Below are 19,179 nucleotides of genomic sequence, written 5' to 3'. Positions count from 1 at the left end.
TTCATCTGCCGGAATATCATGATTGGAACGATTAGTCAAAACCGTTTCAATACATTCCGATTTATATCTTTTATAAGGCACCAGAAATTCTGGAAGTTCGTGATGAATCTTTCCGCATTGTTCACATTGTAAACGTCTGATATTATAAATATGCTTCTTTCCAGATCTATCAATGGCTTTTCGATCTCTTGTCCCAATAACCTTCATATGTTTACCACAACAAGGGGAAGGTACTTTTTCCGCACCCCTAACCAAAAACACCAAGTTGAGTATTTTCAATTAGCTTATAATCTGATACAATAACCATAATCGTTATTTTTGGTGGGACATTCCCCGTATAGCTGATGGTACAGTTATACATCATGGGGGATGTCCTTTTCCTTTCTCAAGAATAAATACGAGGACATTATACTCGTCAAATTCCGGACAGGCAATACCGTCAACTTTCGGTTATTTTTGGATGTCAGAAACAATTCAGCCAGTGAAATTTCAAGGGCATCACAAATGGTTGAAAGTTTGTCTAAAGAAGGGGTAGTCCTGCCATTTTCAATGTCGCTCAGATAAGACTGTGAGATGAAAGCTTTTTTGGCTACTTCATTGCCTCGCAAGCCTTTAGCTGTTCTTATATTTTTAATTCGGATCCCGATGTCCACTGATTATCACCTATTGCCATTATATATTGATCGAGCTGGCTAGGCAGGAAAAATTCAACAAAATAATACACAAATAACGTATTTTTATATTGACAATACGTTATTAGCGGAATATAATACAAATCAAATAGAAATTCCTTCAAAAGTCATAACTTTTGGCATCTCGTTTCCGATTTCTTCAACTCCTATGACATCCGCAAAAAGGAAACTGTTGTTGCATCATTTCTGTTCTCATCATGGATGGATTGCCGATCTTTTAATCAGAAATTCAACAGGTCCTATCCAAGAGCTATGTCCCTTTAGAGGAGAGACTGCGATAACTGATTATCGCCAAAATTTAGTAAGCGGTGGTTGGTGCCCCTAATAGTGGCACAAAATGTAAACGATTAAGTAATCGTTTACACAAAAATTTTCCTATAAGTAAACGATTACTTTTCCAGGTGATTAAAATGGTGAAATCTACAATCAAAGATGTTGCATTGGAAGCAAATGTTTCTACAGCCACTGTATCCCGGGTGTTAAATGAAAGCGGGTTCGTTAGTGAAGAGATTAAGCAACGTGTTTACTTAGCGATAAAGAAACTGAATTACCAGCCAAACGCAATTGCCAGAAGTTTAAAGCAGGATAAGACCAATACCATTGGTGTTGTGATCCCAGATATTACAAACATGTATTATATGACGATCGCAAAGGGGATTGAAGATACCGTTCAGGAAAAGGGTTACAATCTGATTTTCTGTAGCAGTAACGAAAACCCTCAAAAAGAAAAGAATCTTTTGCAGCTGTTGGTTGAACAAAGGGTGGACGCGATCGTATTGGCTACTGCTGGCAGTAATGAAGAAAAGGTGAATGAAATTTGCCAATCGGGGATGCCGGTTGTATTGGTTGACAGAACTTTTGAGGTTGAGGGGCAAGAATTGGATTCTGTAACAGAAAATAATTTTGAAAGCACTTATGAGTTAACCCGTTTTCTTATAAACCAGGGGCATCAGTCTATTGGCGTGGTAAACGGACTGCTAAATGTCAGCACAGGGAGGGAACGATATGACGGATTTAGGAAGGCGATGCAAGAATATGGGCTTGAGATCGATACAAAGTATATTTTTAACGGTTCCTTCACCCAAGAGGACGGAATAAAAGCAGTTGATTATTTTCTTAATTTTCCCCGAAAACCCACTGCTATTTTGTCCTTTAACAATGAAATGACATTCGGCGTTTTGCTTGAATTGACAAGAAAAGGATATTCTGTACCGGAAGATATGGTTGTAGCTTCCTATGGCGACCTTGAAGCAGCCAAATTATTAAAATCGTCTGGGATTATATCATTGGTTCATAAACCTTATGAAATGGGGGAGAGGACAGGGAATATCCTATTGAAACGCCTAAACCAGGAAGAAGGGCCCTTTACGGAAATATTTCAGCCGGAATTAGTTGTAAGCAAATAAAATTTATGCAATAAGCAGCCGTAGAAACGAAAAGGAGATGGAGAAGTGTTAAAAGGAATACCAAAAATAATCGGCCCGGATTTAATGAAGATCCTGTTGGAAATGGGGCATGGGGATGAAATTGTGATTGCAGATGGAAATTTTCCTGCTGCATCCCATGCAACAAAATTAATTCGGTATGATGGCCACAATGTCACAGAATTATTAGAAGCCATCTTACCATTCTTTCCTTTGGATACTTACAGTTCTTATTCTGCCACACTGATGGCAGTTGATGAACATGATCCTGTTAAGCCATCCATTTGGGATGAATACAAATCTTTGATTCGAAAATCCGGCCAACCTTTTATGTCATTTGAAATGGTGGACAGGTTTAAATTTTATGAGCGGGCAAAACAAGCCTATGCCATTGTAGCAACAACTGAAAAAGCGCTTTATGCAAACATTATCCTTAAAAAGGGGGTTGTGGCTGATTAAGTCATTTTGAGTTATACTTTGCAAATTATTTTCTCAAAATACCAAAAAAGAAGGTGGAATGATGGGGAATCTGCTGCTGAAAATGGAAGGCATTAGTAAAACTTTTCCTGGAGTGAAAGCGCTATCCAACGTCCGATTTGACTTGTATGAGGGAGAGGTTCATGCCCTTCTTGGAGAAAATGGGGCGGGAAAATCTACGTTGATGAAGATCCTCACAGGGATTTATCAAAAAGATGAAGGCACGATTGAGTATTTAGGAGAGCAAATTGAAGTAAAGGACATAAGAGAAGCACAAAAACTGGGAATCAGTATGATTCATCAGGAACTCAACCTAGCACCGCATTTAACAGTTGCCCAAAATATCTTTATCGGAAGAGAGCCAAAAGGATCTTTAGGGCTTTTCCTTGATGAGAAAAAATTAAATAACGAAGCCCAAAAATTGTTCGACAGGTTGAATATAAATTTAAACCCACGTGAACTTGTAGGGAATTTGACAGTTGCAAAGCAACAGATGGTTGAAATCGCGAAGGCACTGTCTTTTGATTCAAAAGTATTAATCATGGATGAACCCACTGCTGCTTTAACCGATGCTGAAATTGAAGCATTGTTTGTGATGATCAGGAAATTGCGTGCAGATGGTGTCGGCGTGATTTACATCTCGCACCGGATGGAAGAGCTTCAAAAAATTACCGACCGCCTATCCATCATGCGGGATGGCACATATGTCGGCACATTAAATACGAAAGATGCAACCATTGATCAAATTATCGGAATGATGGTTGGAAGAAAAATTGATTATAATCGAAAGCCGGCAATCAAACAAAGCAGCAAAGAAGTTGTCCTTGAAGTAAAAAATTTAAACAGGGGCAGAGCCATTAAAGATGTAAGCTTTAGCCTTCATAAAGGTGAAATCCTTGGTTTTGCCGGTTTGATGGGAGCTGGAAGGACAGAAGTTGCTCGGGCCATTTTCGGGGCAGACCGCTTGGATTCAGGTGAAATTTTTATAAAAGGGCAAAAAGTGCAGATTCACAGCCCTGAAGACGCTGTAAACTATGGAATTGGCTATCTCTCAGAAGACAGAAAACAATTTGGATTAATGGTGGATATGGATGTGAAAACCAATATTGTGATGGCATCCATGAAGGATTTTCAAAGGCCGCTTGGGTGGATAAATGCTCCAAAGATGAAACAACAGTCTGAAAAAATGGTCCAAAGATTACGGATTAAAACACCATCCATTAAGCAAACGGTGAAGAATCTTTCAGGAGGCAACCAGCAAAAAGTGATTATCGGAAAATGGCTGACCCGGGATACGGATATTTTCATTTTTGATGAACCGACACGCGGGATTGATATCGGGGCAAAAGATGAAATCTACAGGTTGCTGGATGAACTGGCCCAACAAGGAAAATCCATTATGATGATCTCCTCGGAGCTTCCTGAAATCTTGAGATTAAGCCACCGGATTATTATCATGTGCGAGGGCAGAATTACCGGTGAATTGGAAAATGATAGAAACGCTACACAGGAATCCATCATGGCTCTTGCTACAAAACGAATCAGCTCATGATATTTAAATTTTAAAGGGGTGAATGACAAATGGAAATTCAAAAAACGGCGGAACTGCCTGCTGGAAAGAAAATGAAAAAGAATAAAATCAATTCCAGTTTGTTACAGCAAATCCTGGCATTTGCAAGTTTAATCGTCCTTTTTCTTTTCTTTTCAGTCGCTTCATCAAATTTCTACCAGTTTGATAATATTGTAGGCATCCTTTTGTCAACGGCTGTCACGGGCATTCTTGCTTTAGGTGCCACGATGATTATTGTTACTAGCGGGATTGACTTATCATGCGGTACAGTCATGACTTTATCATCGGTCATGGCCGGTGTCTTTACGATTCAGCACGGATTTCCGATTTGGCTGGGTATTTTAGGCGGTGTTTTAACTGGTGCTGTGGCCGGGCTTCTCTCTGGCCTTGCGATTGCAAAAATGAAAATTCCGCCTTTTATTGCAACATTAGCCATGATGATGGTGGCAAAGGGCTTATCTCTTGTGATTACGAACGCTTCCCCTATCTATTTTTCGCCTAAACCAGGCTTTCAAAAGATGGCCATGGGGACGCTTATTCCGGGGATTCCAAATGCAGTTCTTATCTTTTTTGTAATGGCCATCATTGCAAGCCTGATTTTAAGTAAAACCATTCTTGGGAGATATACATTTGCATTGGGTAGCAATGAAGAAGCAACCCGCCTTTCTGGTGTAAACGTTAACAAATGGAAAATCATGATCTACATGCTTGCTGGGGTTTTTACCGGGATTGCAGGAATTGTAATGGCATCCCGTTTAGATTCTGCACAACCGGCATTAGGCGAAGGATATGAGTTGCAGGCTATTGCAGCTGTTGTCATAGGGGGAACCTCATTAAGTGGCGGTACCGGAACCATCCTTGGTACGGTTATTGGGGCATTAATTATGAGTGTCTTAACAAATGGTTTGCAAATTTTGTCAGTGCCGGACCAATGGCAAACGGTTGTAGTCGGGATTGTCATCATTTTAGCCGTTTATAGTGATACATTGCGTAACAAAAAATCGAGATAATGCAGGTACTCATCTCAAAGGAAATTCATATATCACTTCACTTTCATTTTAAGGGGGAATCATTTTGAAAAAACCAGGTATTTTCGTCTCAATCGCGCTTGTATTAACCTTGGTTCTTGGTGCATGTTCTTCAAATCAGACGAGCAGTAAATCGGAAGGGAAGGGAGAAAGCGCAAAAAAATCCGGTAAGCCTTATATTGCCATCATTTCTAAGGGATTTTCGCAGCAGTATTGGCAGGCAGTTAAAAAAGGTGCGGATCAGGCAGCCGCAAAATACAATGTGAGGATTACGTTTGATGGCCCGGATAATGAATCGCAAGTAGACCAACAAGTGAATATGCTTCACAATGCACTTAACAAAAATCCGGATGCTATTGGCTTTGCCGCCTTGGACACCAAGGCAGCGATGTCTTATTTGCAGCAGGCCAAAAGCAGAAACATTCCGATTATAGCTTTTGATTCAGGGGTCGAGGGCAATATTCCGGTAACGACGGCTGCAACAAATAATAAAGCTGCAGGGGCACTTGCTGCAGATAAGCTGGCTGAATTAATTGGCAAAAAAGGAGAAGTCGCGGTTGTCGCGCACGACCAGACGAGTAAAACGGGTGTAGATCGCCGGGACGGATTTGTGAATGAAATCAAGAAAAAGTATCCGAATATTAAGATAGTTGATATACAGTATGGGGATTCGGACATCCTGAAATCAACGGATGCTGCTAAAGCAATTATGCAATCGCATCCCAAATTAAAAGGTTTTTATGGAACAAATGAAAACTCTGCAATTGGGATTGACAATGCGATCAGCGAAACAGGCAAAAAAGGGATAACCGTTGTTGGCTTTGATGCTGGGAAACAACAACTCGACGCTATAAAAAATGGTATTGAGGCTGGGGCGATTACCCAGAATCCAATTGGTATCGGATATGCAACAGTTGAAGCTGCAGTTAAAGTGCTTAAAGGACAAAAAGTGCCGAAAACAATCGATACCGGTTTCTATTGGTATGACAAATCAAATATGAACAGCAAAAAAATCAAACCGCTTCTTTATCAATAAAATGCTGGTTTGGATGTTTAAGAGACCTTTACAATGAAACGCTCACGGGGAATGAAAACGGTCAGATACCTTTTTTCCTGGAGTGAAAAGGTTGAAGGATTGGCGTGGGGTGTAAGAGCTTTATATCCCATGCCAGCCCTTGCCCAAAACCCGCTTTTAAAGCAAATGATATTAAATGCTGAGCATGAAATGGGTGACACCTGGGTCAAGCCGTTCATGCAAAGAGTAGCGGAATGCTAAAAAGTAATCTAAAGGGGGGTGGATTCGTGAATCGTGTGTGGGCTTTTGATTTGGGGGCATCCAACGGCAGGTTGATGGTAAGTGAATTTGACGGGGAGAAAATTTACCTCGAAGAAATTCATCGTTTTTCTAACCATCCCGTTCATTTAACCGGCCACTATTATTGGGATATCCTGCGAATTTTTCAGGAAATGAAAAAAGGGATGGAAAAGAGTATTCACAAAGGATACCGGTCCATTGAGGGAATGTCGGTTGACACATGGGGAGTAGATTTTGGGCTGATTTCGGATACAGGTGAGTTGGTCGGCAATCCCTACTCTTACCGGGACTATCGTTCACAGGACAGTTTAAGGGAAATAGAAAAGGTTATACTGCAAAAAACTTTATTTGCCAGAACCGGGGTGCAGCCGGCAGCGATCAATACGATTTGTCAGCTTTATACAATGAAAAACAACCATCCCGAACTTTTGGACAGAGCAAAAACACTATTATTGACACCCAATTTAATTAGCTACTTTTTTTCCGGCGTAAAGGCAAGTGAATACACGATTAGTTCAACTACGTCTTTGCTTAACATTCAGAACCGTAACTGGGACATGGAATTAGTAAAGAAATTGGAACTTTCGGCGGAAATGTTTCCTGATATTGTCATGCCCGGAACCATTCTCGGGCCAATCCGTGAATCCATTCAACATGAATGCGGCACCGGCCCCGTTCAAGTGATATCCGGTGCGGGGCATGATACGGCTTGTGCCTATGCCGCCTTGCCGATTAAATTGGATCATGCCGTTTTTATGAGTTGCGGTACATGGACTTTAATAGGTGTGCAAGTAAAGGCCCCTGTGATTTGTGACGAGGCGCTAGAGTGGGGGTTTACAAACGAAGGGACAGCCGATGGAGCAGTACGCCTTCTCAAAAACATGATGGGGATGTGGCTTATCCAGGAATGCAGGGCGGCATGGGCAAAAGAAGGCATGCACTTTACCTATGAAGAAGAAGGCCGGCTTATTCGGGATGCTGCCGCGTTTACCAGTTTAATCGACCCGGATGATCCAAGTTTCTTTAACCCGGTTCATATGCCAACGCAAATCCGGAATTTTTGTATCCATTCCGGTCAGCAGCCCCCTGAAAAACCAGGGGAATATCTTCGCTCTATTCTGGTTAGCTTGTCGCTGAAATGTCGTTGGGTTGTAGAAAAGCTGGAACATTTAACAGGCCGGCAAATTGGCACCATTCATATGGGAGGCGGAGGCATTCAAAATGAGTTATTTTGTCAATTCATCGCAAATGCAGCCAATCGCCCGGTCGTAGCCGGGCCCGTTGAAGCAAGTGCGATTGGCAATGCATTAACACAATGGATAGCCCTCGGGGAAATAAAGAATCTAACTGAAGGGCGTGAAATGGTCCGGAATTCATTTCCTCTTAAAATCTATGAACCTCAGCATCTATCTGAATGGCAGGAAGCATATGGCCGCTTTATAGATCTGTTGAATACCAATGTGAGGAGGCATTATTATGAAAACAGTAAATAATAGATTTTTTGGAAAGTTGCCGAAAGTGGGGATCAGGCCGGCTATTGATGGAAGAAGAAAGGGAATACGCGAGTCTTTAGAAAATGTGACGATGAATATGGCTAAATCGGTTGCCAAATTGTTAACGGATAACCTTCGCCATTATAACGGTGAACCCGTTGAATGTGTCATTGCCGATACTTGTATTGGCGGCGTGGCAGAAGCAGCCCAGACAGCCGCAAAATTTGCAGAAGAAGGTGTAGGGCTTTCCATTACTGTCACGCCATGCTGGTGCTATGGATCGGAAACGATGGATATGACGCCTGAAATTCCAAAAGCTGTATGGGGATTTAATGGCACAGAACGCCCGGGGGCCGTATATTTGGCAGCCGTATTAGCCGCCCATAATCAAAAGGGTATTCCCGCTTTTGGCATTTATGGCAAAGATGTTCAAGACTTGGATGATGCTACAATTCCGGAAGATGTACAGGATAAATTATTGCAATTTGCCAAAGCCGGACTGGTTGTTGCAACCTTGAAAGGAAAGTCCTATTTGTCCATCGGATCTGTATCAATGGGAATTGCCGGCAGTACGGTTAATCCGGATTTCTTCCAGGAATATTTGGGAATGAGAAATGAATATGTTGATATGTCTGAATTTGTAAGGCGTATGGATGAGGAAATTTATGATAAGGAAGAGTACATTCGTGCTTTAAAATGGGTTAAAGAAAATTGCCCTGAAGGACCAGATCATAATCCGGAACACATGCAGAGAACCCGGGAGCAAAAGGATAGAGATTGGGAAGTCAGTGTTAAAATGGCGCTCATTGCCCGTGACTTAATGGTTGGGAACCCGAAACTAAACCAAATAGGGTTCGGTGAGGAGGCTTTGGGGCATAACGCGATTGCTGCCGGCTTTCAGGGACAGCGCCAGTGGACAGACCATTTTCCAAATGGGGATTTTATGGAAACCATTTTGAATTCCTCGTTCGACTGGAACGGGATTCGTCCTCCTTACATCATGGCAACAGAAAATGATAGTTTAAACGCTGTATCTATGCTTTTTGGACATCTGTTAACAAACTCAGCGCAAATTTTCGCCGACGTCCGGACGTACTGGAGTCCTGATGCTGTAGAACGTGTGACGGGATATAAACCGGAAGGATTAGCATCTGAAGGTTTTATTCACCTGATCAACTCCGGGTCTGCCGCACTTGACGGGACGGGAGAACAAACAAGAGAAGGAAAACCGGCAATGAAGCCGTTCTGGGACATTACTGAAGAAGAAGTGCAAAAATGCTTGGCAGCAACTTCTTGGCGGCCGGCAGCGACAGGATATTTCCGCGGCGGCGGCTTCTCCAGCGACTTTCTAACAAAGGGCAATATGCCTGTAACCATCCTTCGAATCAATCTTATTAAGGGATTGGGGCCGGTATTGCAAATTGCAGAAGGGTACACCATTGAATTGCCGGAAAAAGTTCACGATATTTTAGACAATCGTACAGACCCGACTTGGCCAACGACTTGGTTTGTTCCCATCCTTACTGGAGAAGGCGCATTCAAAGATGTCTACACTGTCATGAATCATTGGGGAGCCAATCATTGCGTGATGAGCTACGGGCACATTGGCAGCGACTTAATGACATTGGCTTCTATGCTTAGAATTCCTGTAAATATGCACAATGTGAGTGAAAAGAAGATTTTCAGGCCAAGCGCCTGGGCGATGTTTGGAACAAAAGATCCTGAAGCAGCAGATTATCGGGCTTGCCAAAATTTTGGCCCGTTATATCGGTAGAATGAAACAGGTGTCTTAAAAAGAAGATCATCTTTTTAAGACACCTTGCCTATATATTGCGAACTTGAAAGAAAAAATTTTCGCGAAGGTAGAGAAATAACGGTTCGAACCAAATGAAGTTGTGCCAAAGTTTAAGCTTTGCCAAAGTGCCATTGTATGTTGATCTTTTTGGTTTTTATGAAAGGAGCATTTCATAATGAAATACAGTGAAAAAGAACTGCGTGAACTTATATGTGATATCGGTAGAAATTTATTTAACAAAGATTATGTAGCAGCCAATGACGGAAATATCTCCGCGCGTTTATCAGAAAATGAAGTGATTGCAACGCCAACTGGTGTCAGTAAGGGATATTTGACTCCGGAAAAACTGGTAAAAGTGACTTTAGAGGGGGAAATTGTTGAGGCGAAGGAAGGATACCGCCCTTCTACCGAATTGAAAATGCATCTGAGAGTTTATCGCCGTTTGCCGGAAATGAATGGAGTGGTTCATGCCCACCCGCCTTTTGGGACAGCTTTTGCAATTAAAGGCGAAGTTCTAGATAAAATGATGATGCCGGAATCAGTTATTGCTATGGGGGAAATTCCGCTGGCGAAATATGGCACGCCTTCGACTGAGGAAATTCCTGACTCTATTGAACCCTTTTTAGGAAATAAACAAGCGGTATTATTAGAAAGTCATGGGGCTTTAACCTGGGGGAAAGATGTGATGGCGGCTTATTTAAATATGGAACGTTTAGAGTATACCGCAAAGTTAACATTTATTACCAGAATGCTCAATGGTGAAAGGGAATTGCCTAAAAATCGTATTGAAGAGTTAGTGAATTTGCGCTCGTTTTATGGGATGTAGGGAACAAGGCTTGGAGTAACTCCGTGATGCAGCAGTTTGAGATCCGGCTTGGCTTTGAAGCATTCAAGTATTGCGTATACACCGGATTAAATAAAATGCAGAAACCCTCATCGGTGTTTCTACATGAAAGGGGAGGAAGAGGATATGGGCCTTAATGTTAAAAAATCCATTCAAAACGGTCATACAGCACTTGGCATAGAGCTAGGTTCCACCAGAATGAAGGCTGTTCTCATTGGAGAAGATCATCAACCTCTCGCATCTGGCAGCCATGATTGGGAGAATCAATACTTGAACGATATTTGGACATACAGCATAGATGATATTTGGCGGGGCATACAGGAATGCTATCAAAAAATGGCTGCTCAGGTAGAAAAGAATTATCATGTTACACTGAAAACAGTTGGTGCAATCGGTATCAGCGGGATGATGCACGGCTATATGGCTTTTGATAAAGATGGGGTGCTCTTGGTGCCTTTCCGAACATGGCGAAACAATATTACAGAGCAGGCTTCAAAAAGGCTTACAAAACTTTTTAACTATCCTATTCCTCAAAGATGGAGTATTGCTCACTTGTATCAAGCTATCTTAAACGGAGAAGAGCATGTTGCGAACATTGATTACATCACAACTTTAGCCGGTTATATTCACTGGAAATTGACCGGCAGGAGGGTTATGGGTATTGGTGAGGCATCCGGGGTATTTCCAATTGACTTGAATACAAAAGATTTCAACCAAACGATGATCCGTCAATTTAATGAAGCAATCGCATCTGAAGATCTGCCTTGGCAACTTGAAGATATTCTGCCCCATGTTTTGGTAGCTGGAGAAAAAGCCAGTGTATTAACGGAAGAAGGAGCAAAGCTTTTGGATCCTGCGGGAGAGTTGGGAGCGGGTATCCCTCTTTGTCCACCGGAAGGCGATGCAGGAACTGGGATGGTTGCAACCAATAGCATTGCTCGCCATACCGGGAATGTTTCTGCCGGAACTTCCGTATTTGCTATGGTTGTCCTGGAAGAAGAGCTTTCCAAAGTATATCCGGAAATTGACCTTGTAACGACCCCTGCAGGTCATTTGGTTGCTATGGCTCATTCTAATAATTGCACATCGGATTTGGATGCATGGGTCGGGTTATTTAAAGAATTCACCGACGTAATAGGGGTGGATATAGATACAAATACGTTGTACAAAACTTTGTATGGTTTGGCTCTAAAAGGTGATCCGGATTGTAGCGGTTTGCTTGCTTATGGTTATTTGTCCGGTGAACATATGACTCATTTTAAAGAAGGACGGCCATTGTTTGTTCGTTCGCCGGACAGCCATTTTACCCTCGCTAATTTTATGCGAGCACATTTATTTACAGCTTTGGGAGCATTAAAAATTGGAATGGATATTCTCGTTAAACAGGAAAAAGTAAAACTGAAGGAGATCGTAGGGCATGGCGGCTTATTTAAGACTGAAGGTGTCGGGCAGCGCATGATGGCCTTTGCGCTCAATGTTCCTGTTTCCGTTATGGACACAGCAGGAGAAAGTGGAGCATGGGGGATTGCTGTGCTGGCGTCTTATATGGTTAACAAAATGGCCGATGAAACATTGGAAGCGTATTTAGACCATATATTTGCAGAAAAAACTGTAAGGACAGTGTATCCGGATCCAAAAGACGTAAAAGGGTTTGAGCAATTTATGGAACGTTACCTCAAGGGCCTTGCGATCGAAAGAGCAGCCGTAAACAGCCTAATCTAAGACGGCGGTGCCTCGCGTTCAAATCAGCAAAATTTTGGAGGGTGAGGCACCGCTTGTTATTTTTATCATTAAGATCGGAAGTGCGCTGTTGTTTTTCGACAATGAGAGTGAAGATAATATTTATTCACCAATTACAATGACTCTACATTTTCGTTCACGTGGTCTTGCACGGTCAAAATCAACAAAATAAATATAACCCGTTTTTCCAACTCCGAGTCTCCCGCTATCAACCTCAAATGTCTCGCTGGAACCAATTATTGTTGATTTTAGGTGTGCGTCACAGTTGAAAAGCACTGTGCGATCCCCATTTGGAATATACTGTTCGATATCCGGCCATGAAGCAACAGCTTTATAATGCTCTTCACCAGGATAGTTATATTGGCCTTTTTCAACTTGATCCGGAATGATTTTTTGAAGAACATAATTTAAGTCAGCTTGTAGAAATTCATCGCCATTTTCAGTGAAATCATGAACAAACTCTTCAAAAAACACAGAACAAGTCGTGTGTGGAGAAATTACGACGCAAATGCCATTTTGAATTTTACTATTTTTAATAGCTTCTTTTACGGCAGGCGTTATATTAAAAAAAGTTGGCTTTCCTCCATGCGATTTCAAGCTAATTTGTTCTTTATAAACAGTCATTGGATAACCTCCTCACTTGCTCCTGCTCTCTATCTTGCACTGCTTTTAACATTGCGTTTGCCCATTCTTTAATACGCTCTTTTGGATCAGGCGCTTTCAATATACCGCTTGTTCCTCCTGTACCATCTGATCCGAGTTTAATAACGTTATAAACATCCCCGGCAGTTGTCACACCTGAAGCGATCATTATTAATATATCTGGATCTATATTCCTGATCTTAGTAACAGTTTCAATAACATAGTGAGAGTCTGCAACTTTTCCAGTACCAATTAGTTCAGTAGGTTCTGCTAAGAGAATGTTCGGCTTTAATTGTGCAAGTGCAACGGCCTCATTTACTGAATCAGCACATACTATGGTGATCATATTTAGCTCGCTAGCTCTTTCTATCGTTTTTGATAAATCTGCAATTGTCATGGGATGTTCAGCATGGTTTAAAAAAACGGCTTCAGCGCCGGCTTCTTTTAACGATTCCGGCAATATATGCCCCATACTACGCCCTGGTTTTATTGGCTCCATATGTTGGGCCGTAACAATTAAGCGCTTTGTATTTTCTTTTATATACCGAATGTCTGCATATGGACACGTAAAGAACAATTCGAGTCCTGTTTCCTCTGCGATCTTGTCAGCGGCCAAAGCCAAATCCAAGGATTGATTTCCATATAAGTAAGATTTTGGATTCACAACTAAGAATGGTGTTCTTATTTTCATTATATTGACTCACCCCTCCAAATTAAATTATTTTTCGTTATAACGTTTAGTATGAAAGACATGGTAGTAATGTTTTGCCATTTCTTTCATGCCTAAGTAAGCATCCTTTTCCAGTTGGATGTAATTTTGATATTCTTTTTCTCTCGTATTTTGTAGTGCGGCAATTGTAATGTCTGTAAAAATATTTATTTTACATATGCCCAGTTCAGTTGCTTTTGAGAGATTATCATCGCCTGATGAAGATCCTCCATGTAAAACGAGAGGGACAGGGACATGGGCAGACAGTTCTTTTAATCTGTCAAAATTAATATGAGGAGCTCCTTTATAAGTTCCATGTGCTGTTCCAATCGCAACCGCTAAAGAGTCAACATTGGTTTGATTTACAAATTCGACAGCAGCTTCTACTTGTGTGTAATTTGAGTCATCATTAATATCATAATTCGTTGCGGAGCCAACGTGGCCAAGTTCTGCTTCTACAACCACACCTTTATTGTGGGCATATTCTACAACTTCTTTTGTCTTTTTCACATTATTTGCAAACGTTTCTTGGGATGCATCAATCATCACTGATGTAAATCCGTTATCAACCGCATATTGAATGTTAGAAAGGTTTACGCCGTGATCCAAGTGCAAGACAACTGGAATATCAGCTTTTTTCGCATAGTATAAACCGAATTCTGCGGCTTCTTCCGTCGTCATGTACGAACTGTGGGATTCAGCACAGGCAAGGATAACCGGCAATTTTAATTCTTGGGCAACGTCTAAATAAGCCAATAAGGAAGCACGGCTCCAAAAGTTAAAATGGGGTATGGCAAAATGCTTTTTTTTCGCAATTGCCAATAGTTCTTTTGACGTCACAAGCATCTTTTTGCACCTCCAATTAAATTAAAAGGGAAGATCTAAGGTTGGAGCTGGATCCTCCCTTGGTTATAACGATTGCTTAATTTTCTATTTCTTTCTTAATTGTTTCAAAGACTTTGTCGGCGCCGATCCCTGTTAATAATGGTACGCCGTTAATTACTTTTTCTTTTAAGTGATCCGGAACGATTGTGGTGCTGAGTACGATGTCATAATCATCGAGGTGATTAACTTCATCAGCGATTTTGCTTTGATATAAGGTAACTTTTTTTTCTAAGCCGTTCTTTTTTAAAAAGTCTTTTACTTTCCCAGTTACAACTGTACTGGTCGCTACGCCTGTTCCACAAACAATTAATAATTTTTTCATGATCAATTCCTCCTTCATTATTCTCTTGCATTATCCATTATCCGCGTCAACATCTTTTCTGATTTTGTTAAAGTAAATTAAGCCTGCCAAAACAATGACTCCAATGATTGTTATTCCACCCCAGCTAAGCAGTTTGCCCAGCCCAACAATCATCCAAGTTGTCCATACACCGCCATCACTTAATACGCTGATGGAATGGCTGCCATTTAAGTTAAAGTTTGCTGCTATAGCAGATTTTGTAATCATAGGTGCGGCCCATGTCGCAATATATAAACTTAGAGCAATATTGATTGCACCTCCAATAACCGTCCTGAAAATATCCCCCCTAAATACGGCAGCCATTAATGCAATCATGAAAGGGATCGTGGCTAAATCGCCAAATGGTAATACTTTATTTCCGGGTAAGAAAACGGCAATCAGTAATGTTAACGGTACCAAAATTAATGATGACGAAAGTACGGAAGATTGGCCTACTGCAAGAGCACTGTCCATCCCAATATACAAATGGCGACCGGGGAATTTTTTTTGGACAAATTCATTTGCTCCTTCAGAAATTGGGGTTAGTCCTTCCATTAACAATGAGACCATTCTTGGCATGAGCATCATGACTGCAGCAGTGTTAATCCCTAATTGAAGGGTTTTTGCTATTGAATATTTTGCCAATAATCCAATGACGATCCCGATGATTGTACCCATGACAGTTGAATCGCCAAATATGCCTAGTCGTTTTTGGACTGTTTCCGGGTCAAGATGGATTTTATTAATCCCAGGAATTCGGTCAAATAGCCAATTCAATGGGATTGCAACTAATAAACCAGGTGCAGAAGACCCATGTGGAAATGTGATATTTGGCAGATTATAATATTTTTGAACGGTCTTTGCTCCCATATCAGCTAAGAGATAGATAAGCATGGCATGTACAACCATGGTATAAATACCCAGCCAGAAGTTTGAAGTTGCGGCATAGACGAGTGATCCAGTAAATGCAACATGCCAATAATTCCAAATATCTACGTCTAATGTTTTTGTAATACCAATAAACAAGAGAATGATGTTGACAATAATGCTTACGGGGATGGCCATACTGCCTAATACTGTTCCGTAAGCGATTGCAGATGCTGCTGGCCAGCCAACATCAATTGAGCTGAGGTGAAGGTCGTAATTTTTTACCATTGCTTGAGCTGCCGGGCCCAGATTTGATGTTAATAGATTGATGACTAAGTTTAGGCCTACAAAACCTATACCAACAGTTAAACCGGCTTTAAATGCTCTGCCGGGTTTAATTCCAAGAATAAGAGCAAAGATAAAGAGCAATATTGGAAGCATGACACTTGCACCTAAACTAACAAACCATTGTATAACCTCCATTATTAAGTCCCCCTAACGATTTATATTTGGCTAATAAATACCTTTTTGTTGCATGATTTCGATAAATTGTTTATTGCTGCTACATGTTCTTAGAGTAGTCACCAATTGTTCATCTTGAAACAGAGATACCAATTTTTGTAGCATATTAAGTTGATCATTTGCTTTTTTCAGCGCCAGCATAAAGATTATACTGACATCGACTGTTCCTGTCTCACTCCCCATTTCCCTGAATTTTACAGGTTTGCTAAGAGACATAAAACCTACTTGGGAATGAATGACTTTGTCACTGTCTGTATGAGGTATGGCAATCCCTATATTATTCATTTTTAAACCAGTCGGATAATTTTTTTCCCTTTTTAAAATGCCGTCTTTAAAAGAACTCGTTACCAATTTTTTTTTCATAAATTGATCAGCCAATAATTCCAATGCATTTTCACAGCCCTCTACTGATTGATTGAACAATATAATCTCTTGGTCGAAATACATATCAAACTCTCCTCTAATTTTATAAAACTGCTAAGATAGTAAACGAATCACATCCTTTTCGGTTGCAGCCTTCTTTAAGTTTTTCATGATTTTTTCATCTGCAATTCTTCCAATCACTTTTTTTACAAGTGTTTTTCCAGGATCTTGCTGGCTGTTTTTTTTAATTGCTAATAATATAACAATGCGTACCATACCTGCGTCTTGTTCCCAAAGAATGCCATGCTCGCTTAATCCAATGACAACCGCTGAATTTGAGAGTTTTTCAAATTCTCCATGGGGCAGTGCAACTTCCGGATCGATTAATGTTGCTCCTTGTTTTTCTCGCATGAGCACTTCTTTGATAAATTCTCCACTATCATTTAAAAGGTTATAATCCACCATTACATTAGATAATTCAATCAAAGCCTCATTCTTATTTGCCGCTAATAGCCGGTGTGTTATGAGTTTTAAATTGAATGCGCCGCGTTTCCCATCATCCATGCTCAATACCTCCCAGAAACTCTGCTAGCCGGTTTTTATCCTTGTTTGTGAACATGGCACTTACAAGCAAAACAGGTGTCTCAATTTGTATATTCAGGTCCACTGTTGTGATGATTAAGTCAACATCGGTGTATTGATGTTCATTATGAAGATATTTTATGGTGGATATAACATCAACGATCTCTAATTCAGGAAAAGCTTTCTGAACTTTAACTTTTAGTAATTCTGATGTGCCGACACCGCTTGTACACATGATCAGTACCCGTTTCTGCTTTTGCTCTTGTTCAATGTATTTTGCAAAATACAAGGTAATAAATCCGCTTTCATCCTCACTGATTTTTCCAATTTGAAAATATTCTTCAACCTTTTTAGATATTTGTGCAACTGAATTAAATAAATGTCCGTATTCCAATTTAATTTCATCTAATAAATTATTTTTAATATAAATATGGTTGTAAATTCGATTGAGCATTGGTTTAATATGATTAGCAAGATCATTTTTCACCAATTCATAGCGGATATTTTGGTGTTCAATTTCATTGAACTTTGTGATATAAAATTTTGTGACTCTCTTAACAAGAGAGGGCAGTTCATCTGTGAGATTTCTGTCTTGATTGAATCGGGTTGAAACAAGATACTGTAACAAATAAATTGATTCCAACGATGACAGTTTTGCATTTAAATAATGGCTCGTATCAGTGATGACTTTTTTCGCGATAGCATATAAATGCGGATTTTGCTTTATAATTTCTTGTTGTTCCTTATGAACAGAGCTCTCTTTATTTTCGATAAACTTACCTTCTCTGAACCGGTTAATTAAAATATACAAATGAGAAAAAATATTAATATTATAGGGATAGGGAATCGTCATATTTAAAGAGCGTTCAATTTCCTCGATTTGAGAAATAATGAATTCCTTATCATATTGGTTCAGGGTGTGTCTGTCAGATGAAAAATCATATAAATTCTCCGCATCAAATAGGTTCATCTTCAAGATAGTTGTATTAATGGCTCTTCGAATGTCAATCTCGCTTCCTATAATTGAAATACTTTTTCCTTTGTGTACCATCTTGATACCGTATTTTTTTAACGTATTCGATATAATGTTAAGATCGTTTTCGATTGCAGATTTGCTCACATAGTACTTTTCATAAAGTCTTTCAAGCCGGACTGAGTAAGGTGATTTAAATAGCAAGTTCAGGATAATGCTATTTCTTCGTTCAATCGGGGTGTAATCCAGAAATTCACGGTTCTTAAACCTTTTCTCTTTCATGTAGTTCTCATAATTGATTTTATAACCACGCCCTCTCGACGATTCTATTATTTCTCCACAGCTGGACGAGTCATTAATTTTTTTAATTATCCGGTAGACTGTTTTGGTTGATATTCCTGCAAGATTTGCGATTTCTTCGGCAGTTATATAATCGCTTTTCTGCAATAAAATGTCCGCTAGCACTTGTTCTCTTCTACTGAGCTGCATATTCAATATCACCTCACACATTTATTATAATGGTTTTTTTGAAAACGCAATCACTGTTTTATGTCCATTGCAATGGACATATGAAGATTAAAAATTCCAAAGAAGTTCTTCTGCTAATAAGGTTCAGTTTACTTAAATATGTCAGCATAAGGTAAAAGTTTGAATATTTCATTGTAACGGATTACAGCTCTGAGGAGTAAAAATTTTTCGTGATAATTTAAATATACCTCCCAAAAAAGCGGCCAAATATGTAATAATTTAAATAATTAGAGCTTGCTGAACGAATATTTTGGCATGGCTTAGTGACAAGTCGAATACAAGCTAAAATTTGATTCGTTCAGCAAACCCTAAATAAACTTGGCTGTTTTGAGGGGGTTTTTATTTTGGTTACTAGAAAAGAAAAAAGAAATCGTGAAAAAGAAGCAAATT

19 protein-coding genes are annotated in these 19,179 nt (G+C 40.1%); 9 read left to right on the top strand and 10 right to left on the bottom strand.

Annotation, left to right across the window (positions count from 1 at the left end; translation table 11 throughout):
- Both NFR98_RS13940 and NFR98_RS15850 read right to left on the bottom strand, forming a co-directional pair.
- Positions 1–261 (bottom strand): DUF6431 domain-containing protein (locus NFR98_RS13940; protein ID WP_257737720.1); only part of this gene is annotated, 261 nt, incomplete at its 3' end.
- A gap of 92 nt (positions 262–353) precedes the next feature.
- On the bottom strand, positions 354–653 hold the full coding sequence (locus tag NFR98_RS15850; RefSeq protein ID WP_367618009.1) for a helix-turn-helix domain-containing protein: 300 nt from the start codon (positions 651–653) through the stop codon (positions 354–356).
- 449 nt (positions 654–1,102) lie between these two features.
- Between NFR98_RS15850 and NFR98_RS13935 the strand changes: the two genes are divergently transcribed.
- The 9 genes from NFR98_RS13935 (at position 1,103) to NFR98_RS13895 (ending at position 12,360) form a co-directional block, all read left to right on the top strand.
- Positions 1,103–2,098: a LacI family DNA-binding transcriptional regulator gene (locus NFR98_RS13935; protein ID WP_251460390.1), complete on the top strand. Its 996-nt coding sequence runs from the start codon at positions 1,103–1,105 to the stop codon at positions 2,096–2,098.
- A 45-nt stretch (positions 2,099–2,143) separates the two neighbouring features.
- Positions 2,144–2,575 carry an RbsD/FucU family protein gene (locus tag NFR98_RS13930; protein ID WP_251460388.1) on the top strand — a complete coding sequence of 144 codons (432 nt, stop codon included), beginning with the start codon at positions 2,144–2,146 and terminating at the stop codon, positions 2,573–2,575.
- A 61-nt stretch (positions 2,576–2,636) separates the two neighbouring features.
- The gene (locus NFR98_RS13925) at positions 2,637–4,145 is read left to right on the top strand and encodes a sugar ABC transporter ATP-binding protein (protein WP_251460385.1); all 1,509 of its coding nucleotides are present in this window, start codon (positions 2,637–2,639) and stop codon (positions 4,143–4,145) included.
- Positions 4,146–4,174: 29 nt separating this feature from the next.
- The gene (locus tag NFR98_RS13920; protein ID WP_251460382.1) at positions 4,175–5,173 is read left to right on the top strand and encodes an ABC transporter permease; all 999 of its coding nucleotides are present in this window, start codon (positions 4,175–4,177) and stop codon (positions 5,171–5,173) included.
- Positions 5,174–5,237: 64 nt separating this feature from the next.
- Positions 5,238–6,227, top strand: coding sequence for an ABC transporter substrate-binding protein (locus NFR98_RS13915; RefSeq protein WP_251460379.1), 990 nt, complete (start codon positions 5,238–5,240; stop codon positions 6,225–6,227).
- A 266-nt stretch (positions 6,228–6,493) separates the two neighbouring features.
- Complete coding sequence (locus tag NFR98_RS13910) at positions 6,494–7,999, top strand: rhamnulokinase (RefSeq protein WP_251460377.1); 1,506 nt, start codon at positions 6,494–6,496, stop codon at positions 7,997–7,999.
- Positions 7,983–9,773 carry an L-fucose isomerase gene (locus NFR98_RS13905; RefSeq protein WP_251460374.1) on the top strand — a complete coding sequence of 597 codons (1,791 nt, stop codon included), beginning with the start codon at positions 7,983–7,985 and terminating at the stop codon, positions 9,771–9,773. Before NFR98_RS13910 ends, NFR98_RS13905 begins: the two co-directional genes overlap by 17 nt.
- Positions 9,774–9,969: 196 nt before the next feature.
- Positions 9,970–10,620, top strand: a complete 651-nt coding sequence (locus NFR98_RS13900) for a class II aldolase/adducin family protein (protein ID WP_061577623.1) — start codon at positions 9,970–9,972, stop codon at positions 10,618–10,620.
- Positions 10,621–10,764: 144 nt separating this feature from the next.
- Positions 10,765–12,360, top strand: a complete 1,596-nt coding sequence (locus NFR98_RS13895; protein WP_251460372.1) for a xylulokinase — start codon at positions 10,765–10,767, stop codon at positions 12,358–12,360.
- A gap of 120 nt (positions 12,361–12,480) precedes the next feature.
- Here the strand turns inward: NFR98_RS13895 and NFR98_RS13890 are convergent, their stop codons facing one another.
- From NFR98_RS13890 to NFR98_RS13855, 8 genes are all read right to left on the bottom strand, one after another.
- On the bottom strand, positions 12,481–13,002 hold the full coding sequence (locus NFR98_RS13890; protein ID WP_061577621.1) for a YjbQ family protein: 522 nt from the start codon (positions 13,000–13,002) through the stop codon (positions 12,481–12,483).
- Positions 12,989–13,711: a triose-phosphate isomerase gene (locus NFR98_RS13885; RefSeq protein ID WP_251460369.1), complete on the bottom strand. Its 723-nt coding sequence runs from the start codon at positions 13,709–13,711 to the stop codon at positions 12,989–12,991. Before NFR98_RS13885 ends, NFR98_RS13890 begins: the two co-directional genes overlap by 14 nt.
- Before the next feature lie 27 nt (positions 13,712–13,738).
- On the bottom strand, positions 13,739–14,575 hold the full coding sequence (locus NFR98_RS13880) for a class II fructose-bisphosphate aldolase (RefSeq protein WP_061577619.1): 837 nt from the start codon (positions 14,573–14,575) through the stop codon (positions 13,739–13,741).
- A gap of 76 nt (positions 14,576–14,651) precedes the next feature.
- On the bottom strand, positions 14,652–14,936 hold the full coding sequence (locus tag NFR98_RS13875) for a PTS sugar transporter subunit IIB (RefSeq protein WP_251460367.1): 285 nt from the start codon (positions 14,934–14,936) through the stop codon (positions 14,652–14,654).
- A gap of 30 nt (positions 14,937–14,966) precedes the next feature.
- Positions 14,967–16,304: a PTS galactitol transporter subunit IIC gene (locus NFR98_RS13870; RefSeq protein ID WP_061577617.1), complete on the bottom strand. Its 1,338-nt coding sequence runs from the start codon at positions 16,302–16,304 to the stop codon at positions 14,967–14,969.
- A gap of 30 nt (positions 16,305–16,334) precedes the next feature.
- Positions 16,335–16,790 (bottom strand): PTS sugar transporter subunit IIA, encoded by a 456-nt coding sequence (locus NFR98_RS13865; RefSeq protein WP_251460364.1) that lies wholly within the window; start codon positions 16,788–16,790, stop codon positions 16,335–16,337.
- A 30-nt stretch (positions 16,791–16,820) separates the two neighbouring features.
- Positions 16,821–17,270: a PTS sugar transporter subunit IIA gene (locus tag NFR98_RS13860; protein WP_251460362.1), complete on the bottom strand. Its 450-nt coding sequence runs from the start codon at positions 17,268–17,270 to the stop codon at positions 16,821–16,823.
- Complete coding sequence (locus NFR98_RS13855) at positions 17,263–18,750, bottom strand: BglG family transcription antiterminator (protein ID WP_251460360.1); 1,488 nt, start codon at positions 18,748–18,750, stop codon at positions 17,263–17,265. Before NFR98_RS13855 ends, NFR98_RS13860 begins: the two co-directional genes overlap by 8 nt.
- Between the last annotated feature and the right edge of the window lie 429 nt (positions 18,751–19,179).

This window comes from Weizmannia agrestimuris, from assembly GCF_943193165.1.
Classification (GTDB): Bacteria; Bacillota; Bacilli; order Bacillales; family Bacillaceae_C; genus Weizmannia; species Weizmannia faecalis.
This window is presented reverse-complemented; position numbering and strand designations above follow the sequence as displayed.